Raw genomic sequence first — 23,553 nt, 5'->3', positions numbered from 1 at the left:
ACGATATTCACATATCATTAACCTACCAAGGTATCATTCATGTAACAATATGAATCGAAATTAGAAATGTGTATCATAATTGCAACATATCCATATTAAACACCAACAACCGTTCCATTCATTTGATAAAAACAGTTCATCTTGGATATTAAAAACATCCAAAATAGTTCAGTTCGAATTTAATACCTATCTATAAGCAATCAGCAAACCCTAACAATGACGTCAACCAATTCTCCGATGGTATAAGGTTTCTTCAAGCAACCATTCATTTGACTATTATTGAGTTCATTTTTTATATCATCGTAACAATGTGCACTGCATGCGATGATAGGAATATCGACATCAAACTCTCTAATCAAATCGCTGGCTTCAAATCCATTTAGATAAGGCATTTCTAGATCCATAAAAATCAGATCGTAGTTACGGTTATTTCGATAGTGCAATACGAGGCTTTCTCCATCCTCAAAATGCATAAATTTCGCGCCAAGATGTGTCAACATCTTGATTAGCACAATAGCATTGAGAGGATAATCCTCCGCAATTAGGACGTTTATATCTTGAAGATTCATGATAGATTACATATGTATTCAGATGATCTCTCGGCGAAGATAGAAAATAAGCTCATCTAGATAATTAATTGAAAATCTCAGCGAACTCATTATTATCAGATAGTTGTATTCATATTTTTTGTCGATAAAGACCATTTGTCTTAGATGGCTGGAAAGTGAGTACAGCCCCAACAAACCTGAACTACCAACCAACTTATGTTTTCTACGGCTCATGTCATCAATGAGCACAAACGATGAGTTGCCAAACGAGCAGCATCGCCCCAACTTTAAAATCTCTTCTCTTAAACTTTGGATGAGTTTCATTGCGTCCGCTTTATCACCAAAGCAGACGTTGTCAATTAAGTAGGTTAGCTCTTCGCATCGGTATTTCATTAGGCCTTTTCACTATTTATTTTGATCTATTGAAATTCACTTTGTATCCCTTGCCTCTGACTGACTGTAGCTCTACTTTGCCGCAGGTTTGTTGACTGATTTTCTTTCTCAGGCGACTAATTGCGAGATCGAGCGCCCGACTCCAACCATCATAGCCATGCCCTTTTGTTGAATAACTTAATTCTTCCCGGTCAGCAAAGAAGTTATCCTGTGACAAAATAAAGAACAAAATATTGGCTTCATTTTTTGTCAACTCCAATACAGTACCGTTATATTCGAACGTACGCTGATCCTTATTAATTTCAAAACAAGGAGTATCGGCTTCATCGTGATAAGCCTTAAAGTGCTCAGTATCTTCCATATTGACAAGTCGCTTAACTCGACTTATCAGGATATCTACGCCTCTCTGCTTTAATAAAAAATCAGATGCCCCCATCTCAAAGCTTTTTAATTCGATTCTGGTACTTTGTTTAGCTGTATAGACGATTACCGGACAATCGAGTATTTTCGTTAACCGAGAAAATGAATCCAAACTTGACCCAGAAGGTAACTGAACATCAAAAATAGCAAGATCAAAATGATTCCCCACCGCAGCATGAAAAGCAGAGGAAACATCAAATGATTGTACAACTATAAATCCAACCTTTTCCAATGCTCCTTTTATTAGCCTAGAAGTAAAAAGGTCATCTTCTAATAATAGGATTCGTTTCAAGACTCTTCCCCTATCGAAATGCAAGTAGCACCACTGTCTTAATTTTACTAAGAGGCCTTACGATTAATAAAATCGGAAGGAAGACGCCTTAAATCTATCCAATTAAAAGTTATCTATAAACCATCAATCAGAACTATCGGCCATTGAATGTTTACAACTTTGACCAAACAAAGATTAAACCATTCAACATACACTCTTAGGCAACAATTTATTTAAGTATTTTCTTACAAAATACCCGTTTACCTTTTAATGTCTTTATTGTAACAAAGGCGTACAATTATGTATCAGTAACACATGATTTTCAGACTTATCTTACCTAAGATATAGGTTATTTCATTACACACGTTGCATATATTAAGGAGAAGAGTGACATTTAATTCGTTTGCTCCGAGATGTTATTAATCACTTCGATGACCTGGCTAATGTTACAAGAGCTCTTCTTTAGCTCCAAAACCAGTTCCGCCGCTTTGTTGATTGATAAAGAAATCATCTTAGTGATCTCTCTTGATCTATCCATACCAACCTGATCAATGACGACTTGGCTTTTCGCATCATCAGATGCTTTTTGCCCATAATTCGCGTTGTTATTAACTTCTTGTGCGGTGCAAGACAGTTCGGTTACAGAAACACCAATTAGGTTGATCAGCATCACCAGAAATGTCAGTAAGATTGTTCAGACTACTCTCATACCATCGGTCTATTCTATCTGTATAGTCCGCTTCATCGATATCCCTCGCAGAGGCTTTCAAGAACATCAATCTGATATTGTATGTTGCGATAACATCCTTCCCATATATTTTTTAATCGAATCAAGTGAATGCTGGTGACTAGCGTTGCTTTCTTTGAACTCACTACATACTGACAATACATGGAAAATAGTAGTGAAATGGTCAGAAATACTAGTAAAAACAGACTGATTAACTCTGTTTTAATGGATAGATTTCGAAAGTTAAGTTTCATTGGGCCGTCTTATCATATTAGGTAATTTTGACACAATATTACCAAAGGCCTTTGTTATTTTGTATCAACATAGTAACAACAACTAGATACCCCTCTATTGCCATAAAGAATTTAAGTCAAAATATTGAATTTATTAGAAAATTGTCGGAATATTTCAATCTACCCAGAAACATCGTAAAATTGAGATTAGAAAACCAAGCATCTATAAATTGTTAGTTTGTTCAAGCTAAAATAGTAAAATCAGATTTAGCAAAAATAATTAATTGTGTTTCAAATAGGAATCAACAGTGGCTAGTGGGCTAAGAATCTCAGTTTCCATTGTCTAGTTTGAGACTATTGTTGAGAAAGAAGACAAGATCACTCAGCATATCGATATTGAGCAACTCGACACATAGTTTGATAAATTATGAATGAACAAGAACTAATTAGTACTATAAGAAATAAGAGACAGCTCCTTGGAATGACTCAAGATGACTTGGCTCAACTGTGTAATACTTCCCCTTCTCATATTTGTAGAATTGAAAACGGGCAATCCAGTCCGAAGTTGAGCACCTTAATTAAAATATATGACACGCTATTGATCTCTATGACGATTCACTGCGAGAACAGATAATTCCATCTTGTTAACGCCTTGAACTATAGATGGTCGGTTTGAATAGGAGAACGTTTGTTGCAAGGTTCAGTATGGCTGGATTGATGATTAAACTGGGTGTGATCACTTAAAAGAGAGAAAAGTCATGCCGCTGATGTTACGCAACTCGTTCTCTTAAACGTGCGAAGAAGACTGGATATTTATTTTTAATATGACGCTGTTCATCAACCATAATTTTGAAGGTTGGGCCAACACGAAGTTGAATTATCACTTCGTCGTTGTCAAAACGCAGTACCGCTCCCTCAATGTCCACAGAGTTTTCATCATGGAGGTTCAGAACACCTTTGACGGCTAAGCCCTTGTACATAGAGGTGAAGTTGTTCATAACCATTCTTATCCCACCCTCGGACACCTCTGTGACTTGAAACATTTCATCTGCGAACTTTACAAACGGCCTTGCACGCTTTGGGTATTTTAAACGGTAATATTTCCGTTTCTGATCTAAGTCCTTCATGCTCTTGCTCCCTACAACTCAGCATCCAGCTATATACATTCATTATAGTACTTCCTATTTAGTCAGTACTTAAGGTGATAATAATCTAACATACAAGGACTTACATCTACAGACCTATTGCCGTTGTTCTCTTTCTACTGAGAGCGAATCCCCGTTTCTCAGTCGGCAGTTGAGTGTCTTGCTGACCACACCTCTGAAATTTAACATTTTTATTACTTATTGTTCTACCAGCCTTGTATGACAACAGAACAATGCTCCAAACATTACTCACTGAGTGACTAATTTCTTTACACTCTAGCTTAGAGGTAATAGATTTTTCTAACGATTCATTGTCATGAGGTCATTATGTCTGACCATCGTCTAGGCAACGGAATGGCAGCCTTCTCTTTCGTAGTATGGGGGTTGTTGCCTTTGTACTATCAATACCTACCCAACGCTGCGAGCGATGAGTTACTGGCGATACGGTTGATCGCCTCTGTTCCTCTCGGCGTGCTCATCGTCCTCATGTCTAACAAACACTTACCTAATTTAACCGCTATCTGGTTAGATAAACGCTCTCTCGTATATACCTTTGCTGCCGCTATTGTTATGTCTTGTTCGTGGCTTGCGTTCACTTGGGCGTTAACTAATGAAAGAGTGATGGAATCAAGTCTGGGCTTTTTCATCAGTCCGATTGTAACAATGGCGCTTGGGGTAATTTTGCTTGGCGAATGCCTGTCACTAGGCAAAAAAGTCGCGCTCCTGTTGGCATGCATTGGGCTTATTTATCAAATCATTCATTATGGTGAGATCCCCCTTGTTGCCATTTCGATCGCTGTGTTTTTCTCACTCTACGGCTGGCTGAAAAAGCAAATCGGTTTCGATTGGGCTACGAGTCTGTTTGTCGAAGCCTTGGTTTTACTGCCTATCGCAGCGATCTACATGCTGGTTAAAGAGATTACTTTTGGGGCCGTATCCCTTCACTCAGATACGATGACTCTTATGCTGTATCTTGGTTCAGCTCCAGCAACGCTACTCCCTTTGGTCTTCTATTCGATCGCTATACGACTGACCTCTTTAACAACAATTGGCTTGATGCAATATATCGAACCATCTATCCAGTTTCTTCTTGCCGTTTATCTATTTGGTGAACTCTTCGATGAAGTAAAACTCATCAGCTTTGGGCTTATTTGGGTGGGTTTAGCATTCACTGTGCTGGAAAGCGCACGATACCGCTATGGCAGCCAAGAGCCGATAAAAAAATCCCCCGCAATAACGCGGGGGAAAGTGTCAAAATCCGAGACTAAGGCTGCCTTGCCACAGAAGAGCCATCGAGAACAGCGCTGTTACTCCAAGCATGCTTGCTCCAAGCTTTTCCTTTCCTGCGAATGGATTCACGCCTTGTTCGCTTTTGGCCTTGATGTAGAAATACAGTCCGGGCAGATAGAGTATTGCGGACAACAATAAATAGTTGAGACCAGACGCGTACAACAGCCATAGTCCGTAAACAGATGCACCGAGACCGATAAAAAGTAGGCTGCCTCGATTCTTCTCTTCAATGGCTATTTTTAGGACAAACGCTCCAACTAAGAAATACGGTACCAAAATCATCTCTGAAGCGATAATCAGCAAGGTGTCGTAAGTACTACCAGCGAACATGACAAAGATTAGGGAAACCTGAATCCAGATATTCGTTAAGGTCAGCGGCTTAACCGGACTCCCCGCTTCGTTCAGTCGCGCATAACTTTTAGGAAACATCTTCTCCTTAGCGCATAGATAAGGCGCTTCAGACGCAAGAACTGTCCAGCTAAGAAATGCGCCACACACGGAGATCAGTAACCCAATACTGATGATGTATTGTCCCCATGGACCTAAAATGACCGTCAATACTCGCGCCATAGATGGGTTTTGATATTGAGCCAGTTCAACCGGCTTTACCACACCCATTGAAAGTAAGGTGACGAATACATAGATTGCTAACGCGGTAAGCAGCCCTAGAATCGTCGCTCGCCCGATATCCTTTCTGTTTCGAGCTCTACCTGAGACGACAACAGCGCCTTCAATGCCGATAAACACCCACACCGTCACTAGCATCGTACTCTTCACTTGCGACCACAGACTGTGCTCCTCACCAAAATGAACGCCGGTAAAATCAAGAGTGAAAGTGTTCCAACTAAAGGCAAGCATCGCACAGACAATAAACGCCATCAGCGGGACCAGTTTTGCGTACGTTGTCACCATATTAATCAATGCGGCAGTTTGGACGCCGCGCAACACCAGCGCATGCACCATCCACAGCAAGCAAGATGCACCAATAATCGAAATTACCGTGTTGCCTTGACCAAAAATAACGTTATCCGGAGTATCAAATAGCATCCCCAGAGTGCTGAATACGATAACCAGATAAGAGACGTTGGCCAACATTGCGCTTAGCCAGTAGCCCCATGCTGAGCAAAAACCAACAAAATCCCCAAATCCCGCTTTTGCGTAGCCAAAAACACCGCTGTCGACATTTGGTCGATGTGAGGCAAGCGTTTGGAAAGAGAGCGCAAGAAAGATCATACCCACGCCAGTGATTGTCCAGCCAATCATTACAGCAGCAGGGCTAGCTACCGAAGCCATATTTTGTGGCAAGCTAAACACACCAGCTCCAATCATCGAACCGATGACGATGGCGGTCAGGGAGCTCAAGCCAAGTTTGTTATCCATGTTGTTTCCACGGGACGCAATCAGAAGGAAGGGATTTTACGACGATTAACTTTGAATAGGCAGACCTGATGTGAGGCATATCGCATACATAGCAAACAAATCTCACCTTTCATTGTCATCGATCAATGGTTGGAATCAATAGTAGTGAATTAGTCCAAATAAATGCAACTTAACAACAATAATCGTCGGATTCATAACTACACTGCAGATATATAGCCTGAAAAATATAGTAAATCCAGTATTGGAACCATTGAAATTCAGAAGGAGAATCAATGCCCCAATCAGAAATTGACGCAATTTATAGAACGACAACTCGCCAAACTAAGATCATGGACTAGACTCAATAAAGGTATCAATGGCTGAATGCGCATTACTTACCTATTATATCCATTACTTCCTGTTTGTGCGGTCGCTGTAAAGCGGCCATTTTTTTGCGCAAAAAAGCAGCCAGTTAGGCTGCTTCGGCGTTTAGTTAGTGTGTCGAGCTATCAGAGCGCTGACCAAACTCAGTTTGATGATAGATCTCAGCGAGACTCTTGTCTCTTCTCACTTTAGATTTGAGTTTTTTCGCAGCACTATTCTGCTGCTCTTGAGCTTTGAGCGCCTTTTCATGTGCTTTGGCTGATTGAATGAATTTTGGATCACACAAAGCCTGTTGACGTAGGCGGTTAACGCGTTCGATGGTTTCTGACAACATACTAGCCTCCTATACAACTGTATTTATAAACAGTATAGGTACTCAATTCACTACGTCAAGAAAATACTGTATAAAAAAACAGGCGCAACTTAAAGTCGCATAATGTATTGCTACACCTTGATAGATTGAAGCTATCACAACGATATAGACCATCCATTATCCTCCCGTGCTACAGCTGGTTAGACTCCGGTTATCGATCGTTTTGAGTTGAGGACATTATGAGAGCACTTGTTGTTGAAGGTGGCGCGATGAGGGGTATACGATGGGACGGAAACAAGGCGAAGAACACCTTGCGAGTCGACAAGGTGTTCATGGGTTAACAGCAGACAATTGTCACTTCTGTTTTTAGAGGATTAACGGGCAATATCGAGCAAGTTGTCTTTCACCCCGTTAACGCGGAACCATCCAGCAATACTGTAACGATCCGCGTTTGTAGGCAACACTTCATGCGGAAACTGTTCAGAGAAAAAGACCAGCAAGCGTCCTGACTTTGGTGATATCTGAGCGAGCTTATTATCATCCAGATCGTACACCACCAACTCACCAGCGTCTTGTTCGCTCCAAGATTCATTCATGTAAAAAACCGTCGTTAGTCGACGGTTTTCATTACCATTAAAACTGTCTAAGTGCTTTTGATAAAAATCGCCTTTTTCGTATTTCGCGAAATGTGCTTCATATTCGAAAAGACCTAAGAAGAAGTAGCGATTGGCTTCAAGCCGAATCTGCTCCATTTTCGCTAGGTAACATTCGACTGGAAATCCCATTGTAGGCTGTAACCACTGAATTTTGTCGCTACGAATCTTACGTTTTAGTGCCCTTTCTTCGTTACGTCCAATTCGAGCGTTTTTCCAATCTGCTGGAATACATTCCCTTAACTGTGCAACTTCATCTTCATTTAAAAAATCGTCCCATACATAATAACCGTGCGTAAACAACGCATCGATGAGTTGCTCCATTGCCAATTCTGCCCAATGATGAAATAAGTCAACGCTTTTACACAAGCGGCGCCATTGGAACAACTCAGGTTATTTACCGAATAGACAAGCCCTATTTGTCGAGAGCAAAAATCGTAAGATTCAGATCAATCGCATCGCCTAGCCAGTCGGCATAATCGGTGTGATCTTTTAAGTCATCGCCCGTCACACCATGTATTAAGATTGAGTGACCGTTGCGTTGTTGATCTAACCAAGGAATGAGGTTGTTGAAGTCTTTATCGGTAAAACTTACCGAAAAAATCGACATTTACCTTAACACTGCACTTCGCCACAGTCGCGCATACTTACGTTCATTACAAATCAGGCAACAATACCCTTCTCAAAAGCGTACTTAGCCAGCTCCGCCGTACTATGCAGGTCAAGCTTATGCTTTATATTCTGACGATGGGTTTCCACTGTTCGATAACTAATGTTCAACAAAGAGGCAATTTCCTTACTGCTCTTGCCTTCCGCCACCAACTTCAAAATCGCCTCTTCACGTCGGCTAAGTGGATTGGGTTTCTTACTACTCGGAATCACTTGTTGAGAAAACAAGGTCTGAGTTACTGATTCACAAAAGTAGGTCGATCCTTGATAGACTGTTTTAATCGCTTGAACCATACGACGTGCACAGATTTCCTTGAGCATATAACCGACAGCTCCCACCTGCATCACTTTCATTATGTACTCACGATTGTCATGCATTGTGAGCATTAACACCTTTACATCAGGCATCTCTTCTTTGATTAGAGCTGTCGCATCAATCCCATTCATCAATGGCATACTCACGTCCATCAATACAACGTCGGGCATTAAAGCTTTGACCACTGTTATCGCTTCCACACCGTTGCTGGCAGAACCAACCACCTCAATATCATCTTCAGTTTCTAAACGAGCGATAAATCCATCTAAAACAACTTGGTGATCATCGACAATCACCACTTTTATCGGTTTATCCATAAACTAATCCGTCCAATTCCAGTAACACAGTTATTTCCGTTCCGAACCCCGGCTCACTTTCTACTTCGAAGTCACCGCCAATAAATTCAACCCTTTCGCGCATATTTCTCAGCCCGATACCGCTTTTCCTAAGGGCGCTTCCGACATCAAAGCCAACGCCATCATCACGGATAATCAGTTGCAACATATTGCCCATTTGCTGCAGTATCACACTGACATTATTGGCATGTGAATGTTTTTCTATATTAGTCAGTGACTCCTGAGCCACACGGTATAACGTCGTTGCAGCATCGGATTGTAACTTACCAGGTTGAGTCGATAGTGACGCTTCGATTTCGACGCCAGAGTGTGATTTAAAATCGAGCAACAAACTATTAAGTGCGGCTTCCAAACCAATATCATCAAGGGCGCTAGGACGCAAGTTGTGAGAAATATGGCGAACTTCATTAATTGCTGTGGTCAGCGACTGCTGAGACTTTTGAAGGTGTTGCTGCAATGCGGCATCGTCAATTTTGCTTGCCAGCAACTCCAAATGGCATTTGCTCGATACCAGAAGCTGATTGATGCCATCATGCAACTCCCGAGCTAAATGTTTCTTCTCATCCTCTTGGAACATCACTGTTTGGTGCGCTAGCTGTTTTAAGCTTCTATCAGCCAGTTTGTGTTCATGCAGATTAACCGCCAAGGTAATCACCACAATGACACCCACGGTAACCACCACAATCACAATTACTGAGAAAAAGGTCGTCTCTATATTGCGGTTAACTTCAGATTTCAGATTGGCGACTTCATAGGTGATATCTTCGATATAAAGCCCAGTGCCGACCATCCAATTCCATTTATCTAACCATGCGGCATAGCTTAACTTGGTGACATTTTCCCCTGTTGAAGGTTTTTGCCACAAATATTGATGAAAGCCGCCACCATTCTGTGCTTCAGCCAACAGCGCTTTAATCAGGTAGTCGCCATTCTTATCTCGAATATGCAATAGATTTTGTCCAACGAGGTCTGGCATAACAGGATGAACAAGATTGGTACCGCTTTCGTCGTAGGCAAAGAAATAACCGTCTTTATCTTTACCGTAGCGAAGCTTAGTCAAGACTTCTTTAACCTGTTGTTTCGCTGCTTCTTCTGGCAACTCTTCATCATTGTAGATGTGCGAAATCGCGTCAAACGCCAAGTCCACTTTGTCTTTAAGTGCCGTTTCTTTTGAACGAATCAGTCCATCTTCAAATATTTGGATCTCTTTCTCACCCAATGTTTTTGCTTGATGAATGGAGATCCAACTGGTCAAAGCCGTAACTAGGAGTAGTGGCAATAAGCTGAGTACAATCAGCTTGGCTTGTAGAGGCATTCCCTTCCCCTTTAAAACAACATAGGTTGCTTACCCTAGTGGGCAAGCAACCTAACTTTAACAGGAGTTGTAGACTAACTGTAATTAAATGATCACATTCCGTAAAATTGTGGGAAGATAAGTAGGGTTATCAATACCGCGATTTGTATGCCGATGAATGGCATTACACCGCGATAGATATCTCTTGTCGTCACTCCTTTTGGCGCAACGCCTTTGAGATAAAACAGACTGAAACCAAAGGGTGGCGTCAAGAAGGATGTCTGTAAGTTCATCGCAATCAGAATCGCAAACCAAGTCATATTGATGCCAAGGATTTCTGCAACAGGCGCAAGAATCGGTACGATAATGAAACAGATTTCTACGAAGTCGATAAAGAAGCCGAGGATCAAAATAACCAGCATGGTAATGATGAGGAAGCCCCACTTCTCTCCAGGTAATTGCAGCATCCACTCTTCGACTAAATAGTCACCGCCAGTGTAAGTAAATGCCATAGAGAATGCAGTCGCACCCAACAAGATCGCAAATACCATCGCCGTCACTTTCACCGTCTCTTTTGACGCTTCGTAGACCATAGACCAACTGAACTGGCGGTATAGTAGAGCCAGTACGATAGCACCCGCACCACCTAGCGCCGCAGACTCTGTTGGTGTCGCGATGCCAGCAAAAATTGAACCTAACACGACAACGATTAGAGCGAGCGGCGGAACAACCGCTTTCAACGCTTTAATGACTTCCTCTTTTCGGCTGATATCACCATCACTCGGAATCGGTTGAGCCGCTTCTGGATTTAACTTGGCGTAAATCAAGATATAAACCACGTACGCACCTACGAGGGCGAGACCAGGCCAAACCGCTGCTTGAAACAAGTCGCCTACAGGGACACCGAGCACATCACCCAATAGAATCAATACGATAGATGGCGGAATGATTTGTCCTAAAGTACCAGACGCACAGATGGTGCCACACGCTAACCCTTTGTCGTAATTGTACTTGAGCATAACAGGGAGAGAGATTAAGCCCATTGCCACCACGGAAGCACCCACCACACCAGTAGACGCAGCAAGTAAGGCACCAACCAAAACGGTAGAAATCGCAATACCACCACGTACCCCACCGAACAGTTTGCCCATGGACTCAAGTAACTGTTCTGCTAGACGTGTTTTTTGCAGAACCAAGCCCATAAAAACAAACAGCGGAACGGCCATCAGAACCGTATTTTCCATTATCGACTGAACGCGGTAAGGCATAAAGGCAAACATATCCCAACCTTCAGCCCAAACACCAAAGATAAGAGCGATACCACCAAAGGTAAACGCGACAGGGAAGCCAAGTAGCAGAGCAAACAAGGCAACAAAAAACATTACAATACCAACCATTTTCCTGTCTCCTTACTTCTGTTTTTCTGCGTAGATTAGATGCGGGTTAACGATCTTGTTTAATGAATGAAGAAATAGACCAATACCGCTAATAGCCATGAACAAAAAAGACAATGGAATCATAGCCTTGATAATCCAGCGGTAAGGTAAGCCACCCGGATCGCCCGATGTTTCTCCCAGTGCGTAACTCTCTTTGGCGAAGTCGATACCGTAGTAAGTAACAAGGATACAAAATGGTAGTAAGAAAAAGAGTGTTCCAAGCATATCGATGATTGACTGAGCTTTATGAGACAAGCGCTCATAGAACAGGTCTACTCGAACATGGCCACCCGCTTTAATGGCATAAGGAATGCCGAGTAGGAAAACCGCTGAGAATAGATGCCATTCCATTTCCTGAAAGGCAATTGAAACATCATTAAAGGCATAGCGCATTACTACGTCATACACGACGTTAGCCAATAACAAAATGAACAATATACTTGATAACCATCCGAGGAAGTCACCAAAGCGATTAAATACTCGCTCGATATAAATTAGGCTTCTCATTCCCTACTCCATGGAATTTTGAATGTACGCCATGCTGATTGGCATGGCGTTTATTAGAGGTTTTTCTTGGGCTTAGCACTATGCGTGACACCGTCACGCATGGCAATTCTAATTATTATTGTGCTTGGCTGTTCAGGTAAGCACGGTGTGAAATATCTGTCCACGAACGAACTTGTTTTAGGTAATCTGCTTGAGACTTCTGAATCTCTTTCGCAAGATCGTCAGACTCAGCATGCTTAGCCAGTAGACGGTCATTCGCTTCATGCAGTGCATTCATTACCTCAGGTGGGAAGTCTTTAACCTGAACATCAGGATATTCAGACTTGATAGAAACCCAGTTTTTGCCACTTTCGTGCGTTGCTTGCGTGTACATATCGTAAGCCGCTGTACGCATAGCCACACGTAGGATTTCTTGTAGATCTTCTGGCAATCCGTCCCATACACGTTTGTTCACTAGGAATTGAAGTTCTGAACCTGGCTCATGCCAACCCGTGTAGTAGTAAGGTGCAATTTTGTGGAAGCCCATACGTAGGTCTAGTGAAGGTCCAACCCATTCCAACGCATCAATCGTACGACGTTCAAGCGACGTGTACAGTTCACCAGGTGCGATGTTGGTTGGTTTTGCGCCCAATTCAGCTAAGATTTCACCAGCAAAACCTGGGATACGCATTTTAAGACCTTGCAAATCTTCGACTGAATTGATCTCTTTCTGGAACCAGCCGCCCATCTGAATATCAGTGTTACCACCAGGGAACGAGAGTAAGTTGTGAGGGGAATAGACTTTATCCATCAGTTCCATACCACCACCATGGTAGAACCACGCGTACTGCTCTGCTGGTGTCATACCGAAAGGCATAGAAGTGAAGTAAAGAGTGTTAGGTACTTTGCCTTTCCAGTAGTAAGAGCCTGAGTGACCCATGTCATATTGACCAGACTTAACCATATCGAAAATACCTAACGGCGCTTTGTGTTTGTTCGCTGAGTCGATACGAATTTGCAAACGGCCATTAGACATTTTCTCAGCCATTGCCGCCATATTCTTTGTTGCGTCACCAAACACTGGGAAATTTGGTCCCCAAGTTTCAGCAAGCTTTAAGCGATAAACTTTTTCAGCTGCGGATACTGAAGTCGACATAACCGCGAGAGCTGCTGCCATCGCCGTCACTTTTAATACTCTTTTTAGAGATTGTTTAATAAGACTCATGTTCACGTCCTTTGTTTAACGGTCATACCCATCTAGGTACCTTTTGTTTCACTTATAGATTGAGTCATCTATTAACAAGATAAAATCAGCGAGAACACTGATAAAATTTAACAGCGACACGTAAAATTCGACTAAAGAATTACGTATTAATACGTAACCAAAAGTCCATAAACAAATAAATACCTTTAAAAACATAGTATTAAATTAAGGCATCGACTCAGCACTGTGAGGATATACTTAGTAAGTCGTACGCGATAGAAAATAAATATATTGATAAAAAGTGTGACTTGGACAGATAAAATTACCACTAGATATGAAAAAGCCCCGACATAAGTCGAGGCTAATACACATTAATCAGCAAAGCACTTAGGCTTGCAGTGATTTTTCCAGCGGCAATTAAACTGCTTTATAAATAACTTTGTTGCCCGCTAGTTGCTCTTTGACTACTAGATTTTCTTCTAATAGTTTCTTCAGCGCACCCGTTGCCCAAGATGCTGCTTTAGCATCGTCTTGACCTGCTGCCAGACCGATACCTTTAGGGTTGATGCCTTCTGCGTTGCTAACAACGATTTCTAGAACTTGTTGCTGCTTTGGAGTAAGCGCAACATCAGTTGTTGCTGTTGCAGCAACGACTACTTTCTCCGCTGCTGGTTTTACAGCTACTTTCTTCTCAACTGCAGGCTTAGCTTTCTTTGTTGCTTGTACATTTGCAACTGTCGCTTTGATGCGTTTTTGCAGTTTTGCCTGCACTTTGCGTTTGTGAGCAAGTCTCATCGAGTATCTCTCCATTTCACTGCATACGGAGCAGTGGTGAAAATTTGAAGCGCGATTTATACCAAAATTTTGCACCCATTTACAGAGCATGGGTGGTTTTATGCCACAAAAATGCGCGATATACTTGGATCAGACTACAATTTAATCAGTCTCTCCAGTGATCAAATTTGTCACTACTGAGTATATAAACAGAGGTATTACACTTACGGGTTGTGGAATATGCAAACGGTACACTTAACCAATCACCCTTTCCTCATTTCACCGATTACGAGTCGCTGGTTAGTCGGACTTTTTTTAATCGGCTGCCTGTTTCTTATGCTCTATGCGCCAGGATGGCAACAAGCCGTTTTAACCGTGATTGCGATTCTTTGTCTGCTCGGATTCGGCTACTTGTTAGTGCTAAAAAGTACCGTTCAATTTACCCTGACAGCCAGTCACTTTCAGCAACACCTGTTTAAAGGTGGCTGGGTACTCAAGTGGAACAACATTCAAAAGATAGGTATCTGCCATTATGATCAGGAGGGATGGCAACAGCCTCTTCCTTGGATTGGAATTAAGATTAAAAACTACTCCCCTTACTTAGAGAGCATATGCCCGCGAATAGCGACTGAAATTCTGCTCAGTCAACGCGCCCTGCTCTATCTGGGCGCTCGCCAGCATCATCAAAGTGAACGTTTTGAAGAGATCGTTTTAGACTCACAATCTTATCGAAACTCAAGTGGTAAGGAATTTAAGGGATTGCAAGCGATGTTAGCTAATCGAATGAGATATCAGCGTGAGTATTTCGATTACGATATTTTTATCTCAGCAAATGACCTCGATAGAGATGCCAAAGACTTTGTCGGCCTTGCTCGACGTTATTTAGCCGCTGCCGATCCTGAGGAGTGATGGAATGGCTAGTCGGAAATCTCCTGCCCATTAAAAAGGTCGCATAAGCGACCTTTTCTGTGTATGCCGTTAGTAAAGAGGCATTTCATCCGCAACGAATGGATTCGAAGCGCGTTCACGACCAAACGTTGACTCTGGCCCATGACCAGGGACAAAGCGCACATCGTTACCTAGTGGCCATAGCTTGCTCTTAATCGAGTTAATTAGGGTATCAAAATCCCCTTTCGGGAAATCGGTGCGCCCCACAGAACCATTGAACAGAACATCACCAACAAAAGCCAGTTTCGCTTCTTCGCTGTAAAGCACAACATGGCCAGGAGTGTGTCCTGGAGTGTGAATGACATTCATAACCTGTTGACCAAAGACAATTTTATCGCCGTCATTAAGCCATTGATTTGGCTCAAACGCATGAGTCAAAGGGAAACCAAACATTTGGCTCTGGCCTTCAAGGCCTTGTAGCCAAAAGTTATCATCTTTATGCGGACCAACGATTTCTACACCGCCTAGCTCATCAGCCAACGGTTCTGTACCGCCAACATGATCTAAGTGACCGTGGGTCAAAACAAGGTTAACCACTTTGACACCAAGTTCTTTGATTAGCATCGCGAGCTGTTTCACGTCGCCGCCTGGATCAACAACAATACCTTCCATTGTTTGGTCACACCAAACAATGGAGCAGTTTTGAGAAAATGAAGTGACAGGAACGACTTGATACTTAAGTGACATAAATAAACCTTAATAAACGTCTTAACTCGCTGAACTATGACATTTGCCAAGCGCTTTGACAACACTCGACCCACGCCCTAGTGATAAAGCTATGACCAATAGCGAACTGGACCAGTATCAATATGAACAAAATTACTACTTGGATAGTAACCCACGCCACCAAGTTGTAGCTCTCTAGAAACGTCTCGCACGCGCTTCAGACTGACACCGTCAAGACGAAAATCTATCGCTTGACCAAGCATATGATAGCTCTTCTTTGCCACACCCTTTGACTTACCGCGCAATGATTCATTCGTCGCTGGAGAGCGGTAGCCTGAGATAATCTGAACTTCTGCGTCGACACTTAGCGCTTTCTGAATCAAGCTAATGTGATCGAACAGTTTCTTATCCATTGGATAGACTTCGTCACGTCTAAAATCGCGGCAAAGGTGATTCAGTCGGTTAAGTTCTCGTGAAACGTAACGGGTACCATCAAAGTAACATGTTTCAAGCGCTTCTCGTGTATGGAGGTTTGTCAGTGCAAGAGTTCGAGGTTGATCTGGGTATTTCGCCAATGCGATACTAGGAATACAACTCGCTACTACCAAACCACTTCCGGCCAGTTTAATAAAATCTCGTCGGGATAATGCCACTTTCAAATACCTTCACAATAATTGTTGCTCTAACGTGTCGACTGGTGACACTACCTAACTCTGTTGTGAAGTGCAAATGCATAAAACGTGCTCAAGGTGGCACTTGAGCACGATCTTTTTGCTTAATTGTTGAACCTATTGATAAAAATAGTTTCGGATTACCTAGGAAAAGGTTTGGGCAAGTTTATCCCTTTGTGTAACTAAATCTGTCGAGGCGGTAAATGTCTTCCCTGTAGTGGACATTGCCTTCCTCATACCATGCCGTTTGGTAAATAATATGGACTGGTATACGATTTTTGAGAGGGATCGACTGATTGGGTCTCGGTGTCTGTTGAGCTTGTTCATCCATCACTAAACCCTGTGTTTGCAGTAAGGTATCCGCAAACACATCAGCGTTCTCAACTCGAATACATCCTGAGCTAAACGCTCGTTGTGTTTCAGCAAACAGGTTTTTACTTGGTGTATCATGCAGATATATAGCTCGTCGATTAGGCGTATTAAATTTATAAAGGCCTAACGCGTTAGCGCGCCCTGAAAGCTGCGTCATACGATAAGGAAACTTCTCTGGCTTGAGGTTTTCCCAGTCAATATCGTCTGGGTCTATCACTTCTTGTGAGCCCCATTTGGGAATAATCTGGATATTATGATTGACGAGATAGTCCCTATCCTGCTGCACTTTCGGGATAATATCTTCCACCATGATTTTCCAAGGGACATTCCAGGTAGGATTGAGAATCAAGGAATCTAACTTCGTCATCATTAATGGTGTTGGACGAGCCTTTTTACCCACCACAACTTTTGATTCGAATACCGTTTGTCCCGAATTCCAGTATTTCATTTGGAAGCTCGGCACATTGACCACGATAATCGTGTCACGTTCTGCTGGCCAGTAACGAATGCGCTCAGCGTTAATCGCTAAAATGGCTAGCCGCTTCTCGATCGGTAAGTTAATCCACTTAATGGTTTCTGGGCCAATTATGCCATCTGCCTTTAAGCCATGTAGTCGCTGAAACTCTTTCACCGCGTTTTCTAGTGAACGGTCATACCAACTGACATCCTTGCGTACATCCAAGAGGTTAACGTCGACTATTTCTAGCCGTTGAAGCAGTACATCCCGATTGTCCAGCTTATCTCCAACCTTAACCAAACCTGACTGTCGATACACTGGCGTATCGATTTTTTGGTATTTGACCATATGCAGGTAAGTGTCAACGAGATCCTGATAGCCTGAAGAGTCAGGAGTATACGCTTCGATCAGCTCACCCAGTTGCTGCTGCCCAATCGCTCTGTGGGTAGCAATTAGTGCACTGTTGGGAGGAAGAGGCAGAGGTTGCGTCATTTTGCGTTCAAAGAACCAGTCTTGCCCACGAGTCTTCGCCACTTCGGCATAACTCATGTAAAGCAGTAAGGTATCGGTCGCAAGTAAGTCATACTCATACCAGCGATTACTCTTGCGGTAAAACTGCAAATAGCTTAGCTGACGGGAAAATAACGCGCTAAAGCCAGCGAGATCGATGACTTCTAGCTGAAACTCTAACTTGCTACTTTGTTGCAGATCGAACCAGATCATCTGATTGTTGTTATTGCGGTAAATATCTTCAACCACAGCAGGGTATTGCAACAATCGATGCAGTTGACTGTCCGACTTCAACCATCCTATCTGATTAAAATAAGGGGCAGATAGTACCGCTGAAGGAGTCAGACACAATAATATCAACCAATAAGCCCATCTTCGCATTGTCACATCCCTGCCATACGTTTAGGTAAAGTATGGCAGAGATGAAAGCGCTCGGTATGACTTGTTTTTAAGACTGACGGGAGTGTCTAAGTTTTTCAGAAATTAGCCGCTCAGTTTCGCCCAATGGTTGTCCCACTGCACGCCAGATTGAACGATCTCCTTAGCGCCTGGCGCTGACTGGCTAATCACACCACCGCTACCTGAGCTCACTTTAAACTGATCACTTTCAACGACGACTCCAGAGGCATCAGGCAGTGGAGCCAACTCAACAAGCTGGTGCGTCTCTTTCGACCAGATGCCGTAGCAGTTGCCGCGAGGAGAAGTCGCTAAAATCCACTCTTGCGTTGCCGCGATACTCGCAATGTAATGATCAAAGCGAGCCCACTGCTCAGGCTCTGCTTGTAAGGGCACAAGCTCTCCTCCCACTTGATGCATAGCCAACAGCGAAGGATATTCATCCGGCTCACCTCGGTACTGCTGCCCACACAGTACCGTGTCTGAACCATCGTGGGCCAAATGTCGGATACTGAGTTTGTGGTCGCTCAGTCCCACTTGCTCAATAAGCTCGCCATTGTGACTTAAGTAACTCAGACTCGGCATCATTGTAGCCAAGTTGAGCGGCTCACGCCCATTAGTGTGCACCCCGCCGACACCGATAACCAAGATATCATTTGGCATCACGATCACTTCATGAGGGCCGACGCCAAACCCGCTAAACTCAGCGATTTTTTTGTAACCTGCAGCAACATCATAAATACCAATAATGCCTCGGCTGGTCCCACGCTCACCTTCAGTGGCATATAACCACTGCCCGTCATTTGAGTAAACACCATGTCCGTAATAATGACGGTTGCTGTCCGCGGCTCTCAGTTTGATCACATCACCGGTCAGAAAGTCAAACACCTGAAAGTAGGTCCCTGGCCGACGTCCAAAGGCCACGGCGTGATTCAGTTGCGCTAAAGTGGCGACACCGTGCCCTCTTTGCGGGAGAGATACTGAGTGGATTGGCATACCATATGAATCTGCAACCACTGCACTGTAACGATCTCGACCTGCAATTGCGCACCCAACCAGAGAGGGTTGCTTCATTTTCGGTTTGGTAGAAACACATCCAACAAGAGGACAAGCCGCTGCAAATAGAGCCGCCTTTAGCAATTTACGACGAGTACTATCAGTCACCATCAGTTGCGTTAAATCCTATAATTACGCCTAGTTCAATCGCGACTTCTTCATGAATCAGATATTGCAATTGCTCTAGTTTATTGTATTGAGAGTAGGCGTTTTGGTAGCCTTGCTTGGTTTGCAACATATCGAACAAGCTCATGTCCGTTGGCCAAGTCTCAATGGTCATTGCAAACTGATTAGCCACTCGATCGGCAAGATCCGATTTGTCTTGCTGACGCAGTATGGCATCCAGTCCATTACCCTCGGAAAAATAGAGTTTTTCTATCGCTACTATATTGGCACGAAGGTTTTGCATCGATGTTTTAGAGCGCCAAGACTCTGAAAAATATGGGCGAGGTTGACCAAAATTCGCCAGCGGGCGGCTCATTTTTTTCATGCTGTATTCGAGCTGGTTAGACAGCAGCGCAATATACTCTGATTGCCATTGCTGCTCGTTAAGCTCAACCCATGGGTTCAACGTCCATGCGTCAGCAATTTTATTGGCATTACTTTGAAGATTTTCTGCAATCGACGTCGCGGTCTGACAAGTTCGAGGATTCCCCGTCAAATCTGAGGCTTGATCAAACAATAACCATTCGACTGAACCTAGTCCCTGAACGGTAACACTCTGAAGCGCAATCGCTTGCGCTGACCAAGTATTAGGCTGCTTAATCAATGCGCTCATTTTAAGCCCAGTGGTATTTTTTTTGTCGGGCCAAAACTGTACGTTCCAGCTTTGGGCCAAAGCAGCTTCTGGGCCGCGCTCTTGTCCTTGGAGCGCCATCCAACTCAGCATAGTCTGATGCCACTGAGATTTGACTGCTTCAATATCTGTGGTCGAAGCACAATAGCTTGATATTGAGTCAGTGAGCTTATCGGACTCTGTTCTAAACTTCTGCGCAGACATAAACTCGACTTGATAAACGGCCTGACTATAGTGATCAGTCAGTTGAGGCTGATTTGCATCATTTCCAATACTTTGGCAACCCAAGACTGACAACGAAAATGATGAGGCTAAAACAAGCTTGGTATAGTTCATCGGTAATTCCTATAGCGAGTTAAGAAATGCAATCAGTGCATCTCGTTCTGTCTGATTAAACTGCAACACCTTCTGTTTTGCGGCTTCAGCTTCTCCGCCATGCCACAGTACTGCTTCCATCAGGTTACGTGCACGTCCGTCATGCAGAAAATAAGTGTGGCCATTGACTTCTTTGGTATAGCCAATACCCCATAGAGGTTGTGTTCTCCACTCCTGCCCATTCGCCAGATATTCTGGGCGATTGTCAGCAAGCCCTGGCCCCATATCATGCAGTAACATGTCAGTGTATGGGTGAATGGTTTGGTTAGACAACGATGGCAGTTCTTCGCGTGTTGCCGTCTTTACATTGGTTTTATGACAGCTTTCACAACCCACTTTTGCAAACAATTGTTGCCCTAATTTAACTTCCGGCTTGTTGATATTACGTCTTGCTGGGACCGCTAAGTGCTGTGAATAGAACTCTACGAAATCAAGAATGTTATCACTGACCTCAGGTGAACCACCGTTAGGTAACTCGCGACAAAGTGTCTGCTTAGCAGTACAGTTCTCATTTGGAAATAGCGAGCTAGTTAGGCCCACGTCGCCGTTAAAAGCCGCAGCATTCTGCTGCATTAAGTTCGGCTGTCCCGCTTTCCAGCCAAATCGACCGATAGCAAAATCATTGCCACGAACGTCCCAGACGATATTCAGTTTTCCTGAGATACCATCTCCGTCCTTGTCTTGCTCATCTGCCCATGCTTTTAGTGTTGCAGCAGGAATACTTTCTAGCAATCCAAGACCTATCATTGGCGGCGCAACACGAGCAGACATTTGCGTTTGTGGGTGCATCTCTCCGTAACCCAACTCAACAATCGATAAATTCGGTTTGCGCAGTGACACGCGTGTTCCGTCAGCAAAAGTCACCGGAACCTCTTGGTATGTAATTTTGACTTGGCCTTCCACCGTTTGATCTTGCAGAGCAAAGTCTTGTAGTTGACCACCATAAGTTGGCTCAGGAATTGTGCCATCTTTGATATACGCCTTTTTCTGCTCAGCAGTCATTGGCGGAATACTTAATCGCACCAACATCGAGACCGCGTGAAGATCATTGGCCTCCGGCGGATGACCTCGCCCATCTTTAATGTGACAGTTTTGGCAACCATTTGTATTAAACAGCGGCCCTAACCCATCACGTGCATCGGTAGACGCTGGAGCCTGAACCCAAGGGTTACGGAAAAAACTGTTTCCGACACTAAAGTCCAGACGTTTTGACATAGGCAAATTGCCCGCTGGCAGTGAAAAAGCATTGGGGCCTTCTTTCTCGACCGTTGTTTTACCTCCCGACGTGGCATCATAAGCAAAGGATGACATGGAAGTGCTAAGCATTAGCAAACAGGTTAAAACTGGTTTCAAGTACAACTTCATTCTGATAGCTCTCATAAGGCGCTATAACCGCACAAATTAAATGGGAATAATTCTCAAAAACACATTAAATAAAAAACGGCAAAAGGGCTCTAATGAGCCCTTCGGTTTAAGTCATCGAGCGATTAAAACTCGTGATCTGCGGTGTCTGGATTCAAACTCGTGATACCGACAATTTTTGCCGCTCGTTCAATTTGAGCTGTCTGCGTCACTAGCGACATGATGGTTTCATTGACCAATGCGTTACCTTGCGTGTTACCAGAAGCAATCAACTGGTCAAAGAACTGGTTGTTCTTTTCAGCAGAAGTCACTAACTGACCAACTTGTGCACGAGTGACATCAAATTGCTTTTGAATCTCTTTGGCTGCCTGTTTGTCTTTCTGAGCAACAAGTTCGTGAATACTAGGACCAGCTAACAATGAACCGTCTTGACGCTGGTATGTGCCAGTGTAGACGTTGTAGATACCTTGCTCATTGTAGTAGTGTGAATTGTGCGTATTGTCCGAGAAACAGTCGTGCTCATCTTCCGTTGAGTTGGCTTCTAGAGCAACTTTCATACGCTCACCAGCCAATTCGCCAAGAGAAAGTGACCCCATACCAAACAACATTTTACGCAACCCTTTGTCTGCGGAATCGTTGATCAACTCTTCACGGTAGTTGCCTTTAACATCCGCTGACCACTGATTTTCCATCCACTCTAAGTCCTGAACGAGTAACTCAGCGGCGGCTTTTAGATAGTCACCACGACGGTCACAGTTGCCGTTGGTACAGTTTTCACCGATCACAAAATCTGTGTATGCACGCGCACCTGCTCCTGCATTAGTTCCGTTTAAATCTTGCCCCCAAAGAAGGAACTCAATCGCATGGTAACCAGATGCGACGTTCGCTTCCGAACCACCGACTTCGTTTAGATCAGCAATCAGCTCTGGTGTAATTTTCGCTACATCTAACGTTGTTGCACCGATCGTTAGTTGCTTATTAGCAACGATGTTGGCATTTGCGCCTTCATTACCCAGTTCGTATTGGTATTCAGATGATACGTAGTCAATGAGACCCTCATCCAGCGGCCACGCATTTAGCTGACCTTCCCAATCATCGACAACAGCGTTACCAAAACGGAAAACTTCAGACTGTTGGTATGGAACGCGAGACTCAAGCCAAGCTTGTTTTACTTGCTGGAATTTTTCGGCCGTTGGGTTAGCCAGAAAGACTTCGATCGACTTCTTTAGCGATTTCGCTGTAGTCAGTGAATCGGCAAACACAGCATGAGCAACGTCAGCATAGTGCTCAACAACTCGTTCTTTGGTTACATTTGCTGCGAATACTGAGCCACTTGCCATCAGTAACGACGCTGCGACTGATTGAGCCAATAGAGATTTTACATTCATTTGAAAAGCATCCTTGTTGAGCTTAATAATCATTGTTCATTGCTAGTGCTAATTATTATCATTTGCACTACTAGGTGCGAATAATACAAAGTTACAATTTTTTTGCAAGTAGCAAACAAAAAAGCCTCACAGAAGTGATAACTCCTATCACTTAACGTGTTTGGAACGAACTGGATAGCGAGTCTTATTCATACGAACGGTCCTTGATTTGGGCCGTTTTTTTCGCTCTGGCAGAATGTAGCGCTTCACTCGCTCTCGCATCGCCCTTAACTTTTTGGGGATCGA

Annotated in this window: 23 protein-coding genes and 2 pseudogenes; 3 read left to right on the top strand and 22 right to left on the bottom strand. The window is 43.4% G+C overall.

The features are described from left to right. Window positions 1–200: 200 nt before the first annotated feature. From QTN95_RS08485 to QTN95_RS08475, 3 genes are all read right to left on the bottom strand, one after another. A complete protein-coding gene (locus QTN95_RS08485) occupies window positions 201–569 on the bottom strand; it encodes a response regulator (protein WP_331417151.1) in 369 nt (122 codons plus the stop codon). A 388-nt stretch (window positions 570–957) separates the two neighbouring features. Further along, the gene (locus QTN95_RS08480; RefSeq protein ID WP_331417150.1) at window positions 958–1,653 is read right to left on the bottom strand and encodes a response regulator transcription factor; all 696 of its coding nucleotides are present in this window, start codon (window positions 1,651–1,653) and stop codon (window positions 958–960) included. Between the two features lie 373 nt (window positions 1,654–2,026). Continuing rightward, on the bottom strand, window positions 2,027–2,302 hold the full coding sequence (locus QTN95_RS08475) for a hypothetical protein (protein WP_331417149.1): 276 nt from the start codon (window positions 2,300–2,302) through the stop codon (window positions 2,027–2,029). A 717-nt stretch (window positions 2,303–3,019) separates the two neighbouring features. Between QTN95_RS08475 and QTN95_RS21250 the strand changes: the two genes are divergently transcribed. Next, entirely contained in the window at window positions 3,020–3,226 is a 207-nt protein-coding gene (locus QTN95_RS21250) for a helix-turn-helix domain-containing protein (RefSeq protein ID WP_138971344.1), read from the top strand. Window positions 3,227–3,362: 136 nt separating this feature from the next. On the opposite strand, the gene QTN95_RS08470 is transcribed toward QTN95_RS21250, so the two are convergent. Continuing rightward, the gene (locus QTN95_RS08470; protein ID WP_331417148.1) at window positions 3,363–3,719 is read right to left on the bottom strand and encodes a PilZ domain-containing protein; all 357 of its coding nucleotides are present in this window, start codon (window positions 3,717–3,719) and stop codon (window positions 3,363–3,365) included. 345 nt (window positions 3,720–4,064) lie between these two features. Here QTN95_RS08470 and rarD point away from each other — a divergent pair. Further along, window positions 4,065–4,934: pseudogene (gene rarD / locus QTN95_RS08465) on the top strand (EamA family transporter RarD); the annotation flags it as partial. A gap of 54 nt (window positions 4,935–4,988) precedes the next feature. Here the strand turns inward: rarD and QTN95_RS08460 are convergent. The 10 genes from QTN95_RS08460 to QTN95_RS08410 all read right to left on the bottom strand — a co-directional run bounded on the left by QTN95_RS08460 (window position 4,989) and on the right by QTN95_RS08410 (window position 14,292). Next, on the bottom strand, window positions 4,989–6,407 hold the full coding sequence (locus QTN95_RS08460) for a basic amino acid/polyamine antiporter (protein WP_331417147.1): 1,419 nt from the start codon (window positions 6,405–6,407) through the stop codon (window positions 4,989–4,991). Window positions 6,408–6,879: 472 nt separating this feature from the next. Then, a complete protein-coding gene (locus QTN95_RS08455; RefSeq protein ID WP_331417146.1) occupies window positions 6,880–7,104 on the bottom strand; it encodes a hypothetical protein in 225 nt (74 codons plus the stop codon). Window positions 7,105–7,457: 353 nt separating this feature from the next. Then, a complete protein-coding gene (locus QTN95_RS08445; protein WP_331417145.1) occupies window positions 7,458–8,060 on the bottom strand; it encodes a 2OG-Fe(II) oxygenase in 603 nt (200 codons plus the stop codon). Between the two features lie 91 nt (window positions 8,061–8,151). Beyond that, window positions 8,152–8,346 (bottom strand): DOPA 4,5-dioxygenase family protein, encoded by a 195-nt coding sequence (locus QTN95_RS08440; protein ID WP_138971339.1) that lies wholly within the window; start codon window positions 8,344–8,346, stop codon window positions 8,152–8,154. Window positions 8,347–8,399: 53 nt separating this feature from the next. Continuing rightward, window positions 8,400–9,038 carry a response regulator gene (locus tag QTN95_RS08435; protein ID WP_138971338.1) on the bottom strand — a complete coding sequence of 213 codons (639 nt, stop codon included), beginning with the start codon at window positions 9,036–9,038 and terminating at the stop codon, window positions 8,400–8,402. Beyond that, the gene (locus QTN95_RS08430; RefSeq protein WP_138971337.1) at window positions 9,031–10,392 is read right to left on the bottom strand and encodes a cache domain-containing protein; all 1,362 of its coding nucleotides are present in this window, start codon (window positions 10,390–10,392) and stop codon (window positions 9,031–9,033) included. The genes QTN95_RS08435 and QTN95_RS08430 overlap by 8 nt, the downstream gene beginning before the upstream one ends. 92 nt (window positions 10,393–10,484) lie before the next feature. Next, the gene (locus QTN95_RS08425; RefSeq protein WP_331417144.1) at window positions 10,485–11,768 is read right to left on the bottom strand and encodes a TRAP transporter large permease; all 1,284 of its coding nucleotides are present in this window, start codon (window positions 11,766–11,768) and stop codon (window positions 10,485–10,487) included. A 12-nt stretch (window positions 11,769–11,780) separates the two neighbouring features. Further along, window positions 11,781–12,314 (bottom strand): TRAP transporter small permease subunit, encoded by a 534-nt coding sequence (locus QTN95_RS08420; RefSeq protein ID WP_138971335.1) that lies wholly within the window; start codon window positions 12,312–12,314, stop codon window positions 11,781–11,783. Window positions 12,315–12,429: 115 nt separating this feature from the next. Further along, window positions 12,430–13,518, bottom strand: a complete 1,089-nt coding sequence (locus QTN95_RS08415) for a TRAP transporter substrate-binding protein (RefSeq protein WP_331417143.1) — start codon at window positions 13,516–13,518, stop codon at window positions 12,430–12,432. A 396-nt stretch (window positions 13,519–13,914) separates the two neighbouring features. Continuing rightward, on the bottom strand, window positions 13,915–14,292 hold the full coding sequence (locus QTN95_RS08410; protein WP_138971333.1) for a MarR family transcriptional regulator: 378 nt from the start codon (window positions 14,290–14,292) through the stop codon (window positions 13,915–13,917). 219 nt (window positions 14,293–14,511) lie between these two features. Between QTN95_RS08410 and QTN95_RS08405 the strand changes: the two genes are divergently transcribed. Beyond that, window positions 14,512–15,180 (top strand): DUF2982 domain-containing protein, encoded by a 669-nt coding sequence (locus tag QTN95_RS08405; protein WP_331417142.1) that lies wholly within the window; start codon window positions 14,512–14,514, stop codon window positions 15,178–15,180. 69 nt (window positions 15,181–15,249) lie between these two features. Here QTN95_RS08405 and QTN95_RS08400 read toward each other — a convergent pair whose 3' ends face one another. The 8 genes and pseudogenes from QTN95_RS08400 to QTN95_RS08365 all read right to left on the bottom strand — a co-directional run. Then, window positions 15,250–15,906, bottom strand: coding sequence for an MBL fold metallo-hydrolase (locus QTN95_RS08400; RefSeq protein ID WP_331417141.1), 657 nt, complete (start codon window positions 15,904–15,906; stop codon window positions 15,250–15,252). An 89-nt stretch (window positions 15,907–15,995) separates the two neighbouring features. After that, window positions 15,996–16,538, bottom strand: a complete 543-nt coding sequence (locus QTN95_RS08395; protein ID WP_331417140.1) for a DUF882 domain-containing protein — start codon at window positions 16,536–16,538, stop codon at window positions 15,996–15,998. A 184-nt stretch (window positions 16,539–16,722) separates the two neighbouring features. After that, window positions 16,723–18,276: a L,D-transpeptidase family protein gene (locus QTN95_RS08390; RefSeq protein WP_331417139.1), complete on the bottom strand. Its 1,554-nt coding sequence runs from the start codon at window positions 18,274–18,276 to the stop codon at window positions 16,723–16,725. Between the two features lie 102 nt (window positions 18,277–18,378). After that, on the bottom strand, window positions 18,379–19,458 hold the full coding sequence (locus QTN95_RS08385) for a DUF1513 domain-containing protein (protein ID WP_331417138.1): 1,080 nt from the start codon (window positions 19,456–19,458) through the stop codon (window positions 18,379–18,381). Continuing rightward, a complete protein-coding gene (locus tag QTN95_RS08380) occupies window positions 19,448–20,479 on the bottom strand; it encodes an imelysin family protein (RefSeq protein ID WP_331417137.1) in 1,032 nt (343 codons plus the stop codon). The genes QTN95_RS08385 and QTN95_RS08380 overlap by 11 nt, the downstream gene beginning before the upstream one ends. A gap of 9 nt (window positions 20,480–20,488) precedes the next feature. Further along, complete coding sequence (locus tag QTN95_RS08375; protein WP_331417136.1) at window positions 20,489–21,883, bottom strand: di-heme oxidoreductase family protein; 1,395 nt, start codon at window positions 21,881–21,883, stop codon at window positions 20,489–20,491. A 122-nt stretch (window positions 21,884–22,005) separates the two neighbouring features. After that, a complete protein-coding gene (locus QTN95_RS08370) occupies window positions 22,006–23,268 on the bottom strand; it encodes an imelysin family protein (RefSeq protein WP_331417135.1) in 1,263 nt (420 codons plus the stop codon). 147 nt (window positions 23,269–23,415) lie between these two features. After that, window positions 23,416–23,553 (bottom strand): annotated as a pseudogene (locus QTN95_RS08365) (IS4 family transposase); the annotation flags it as partial.

This window comes from Vibrio sp. M260112 (genome assembly GCF_036533775.1).
GTDB lineage: Bacteria > Pseudomonadota > Gammaproteobacteria > Enterobacterales > Vibrionaceae > Vibrio.
This window is presented reverse-complemented; position numbering and strand designations above follow the sequence as displayed.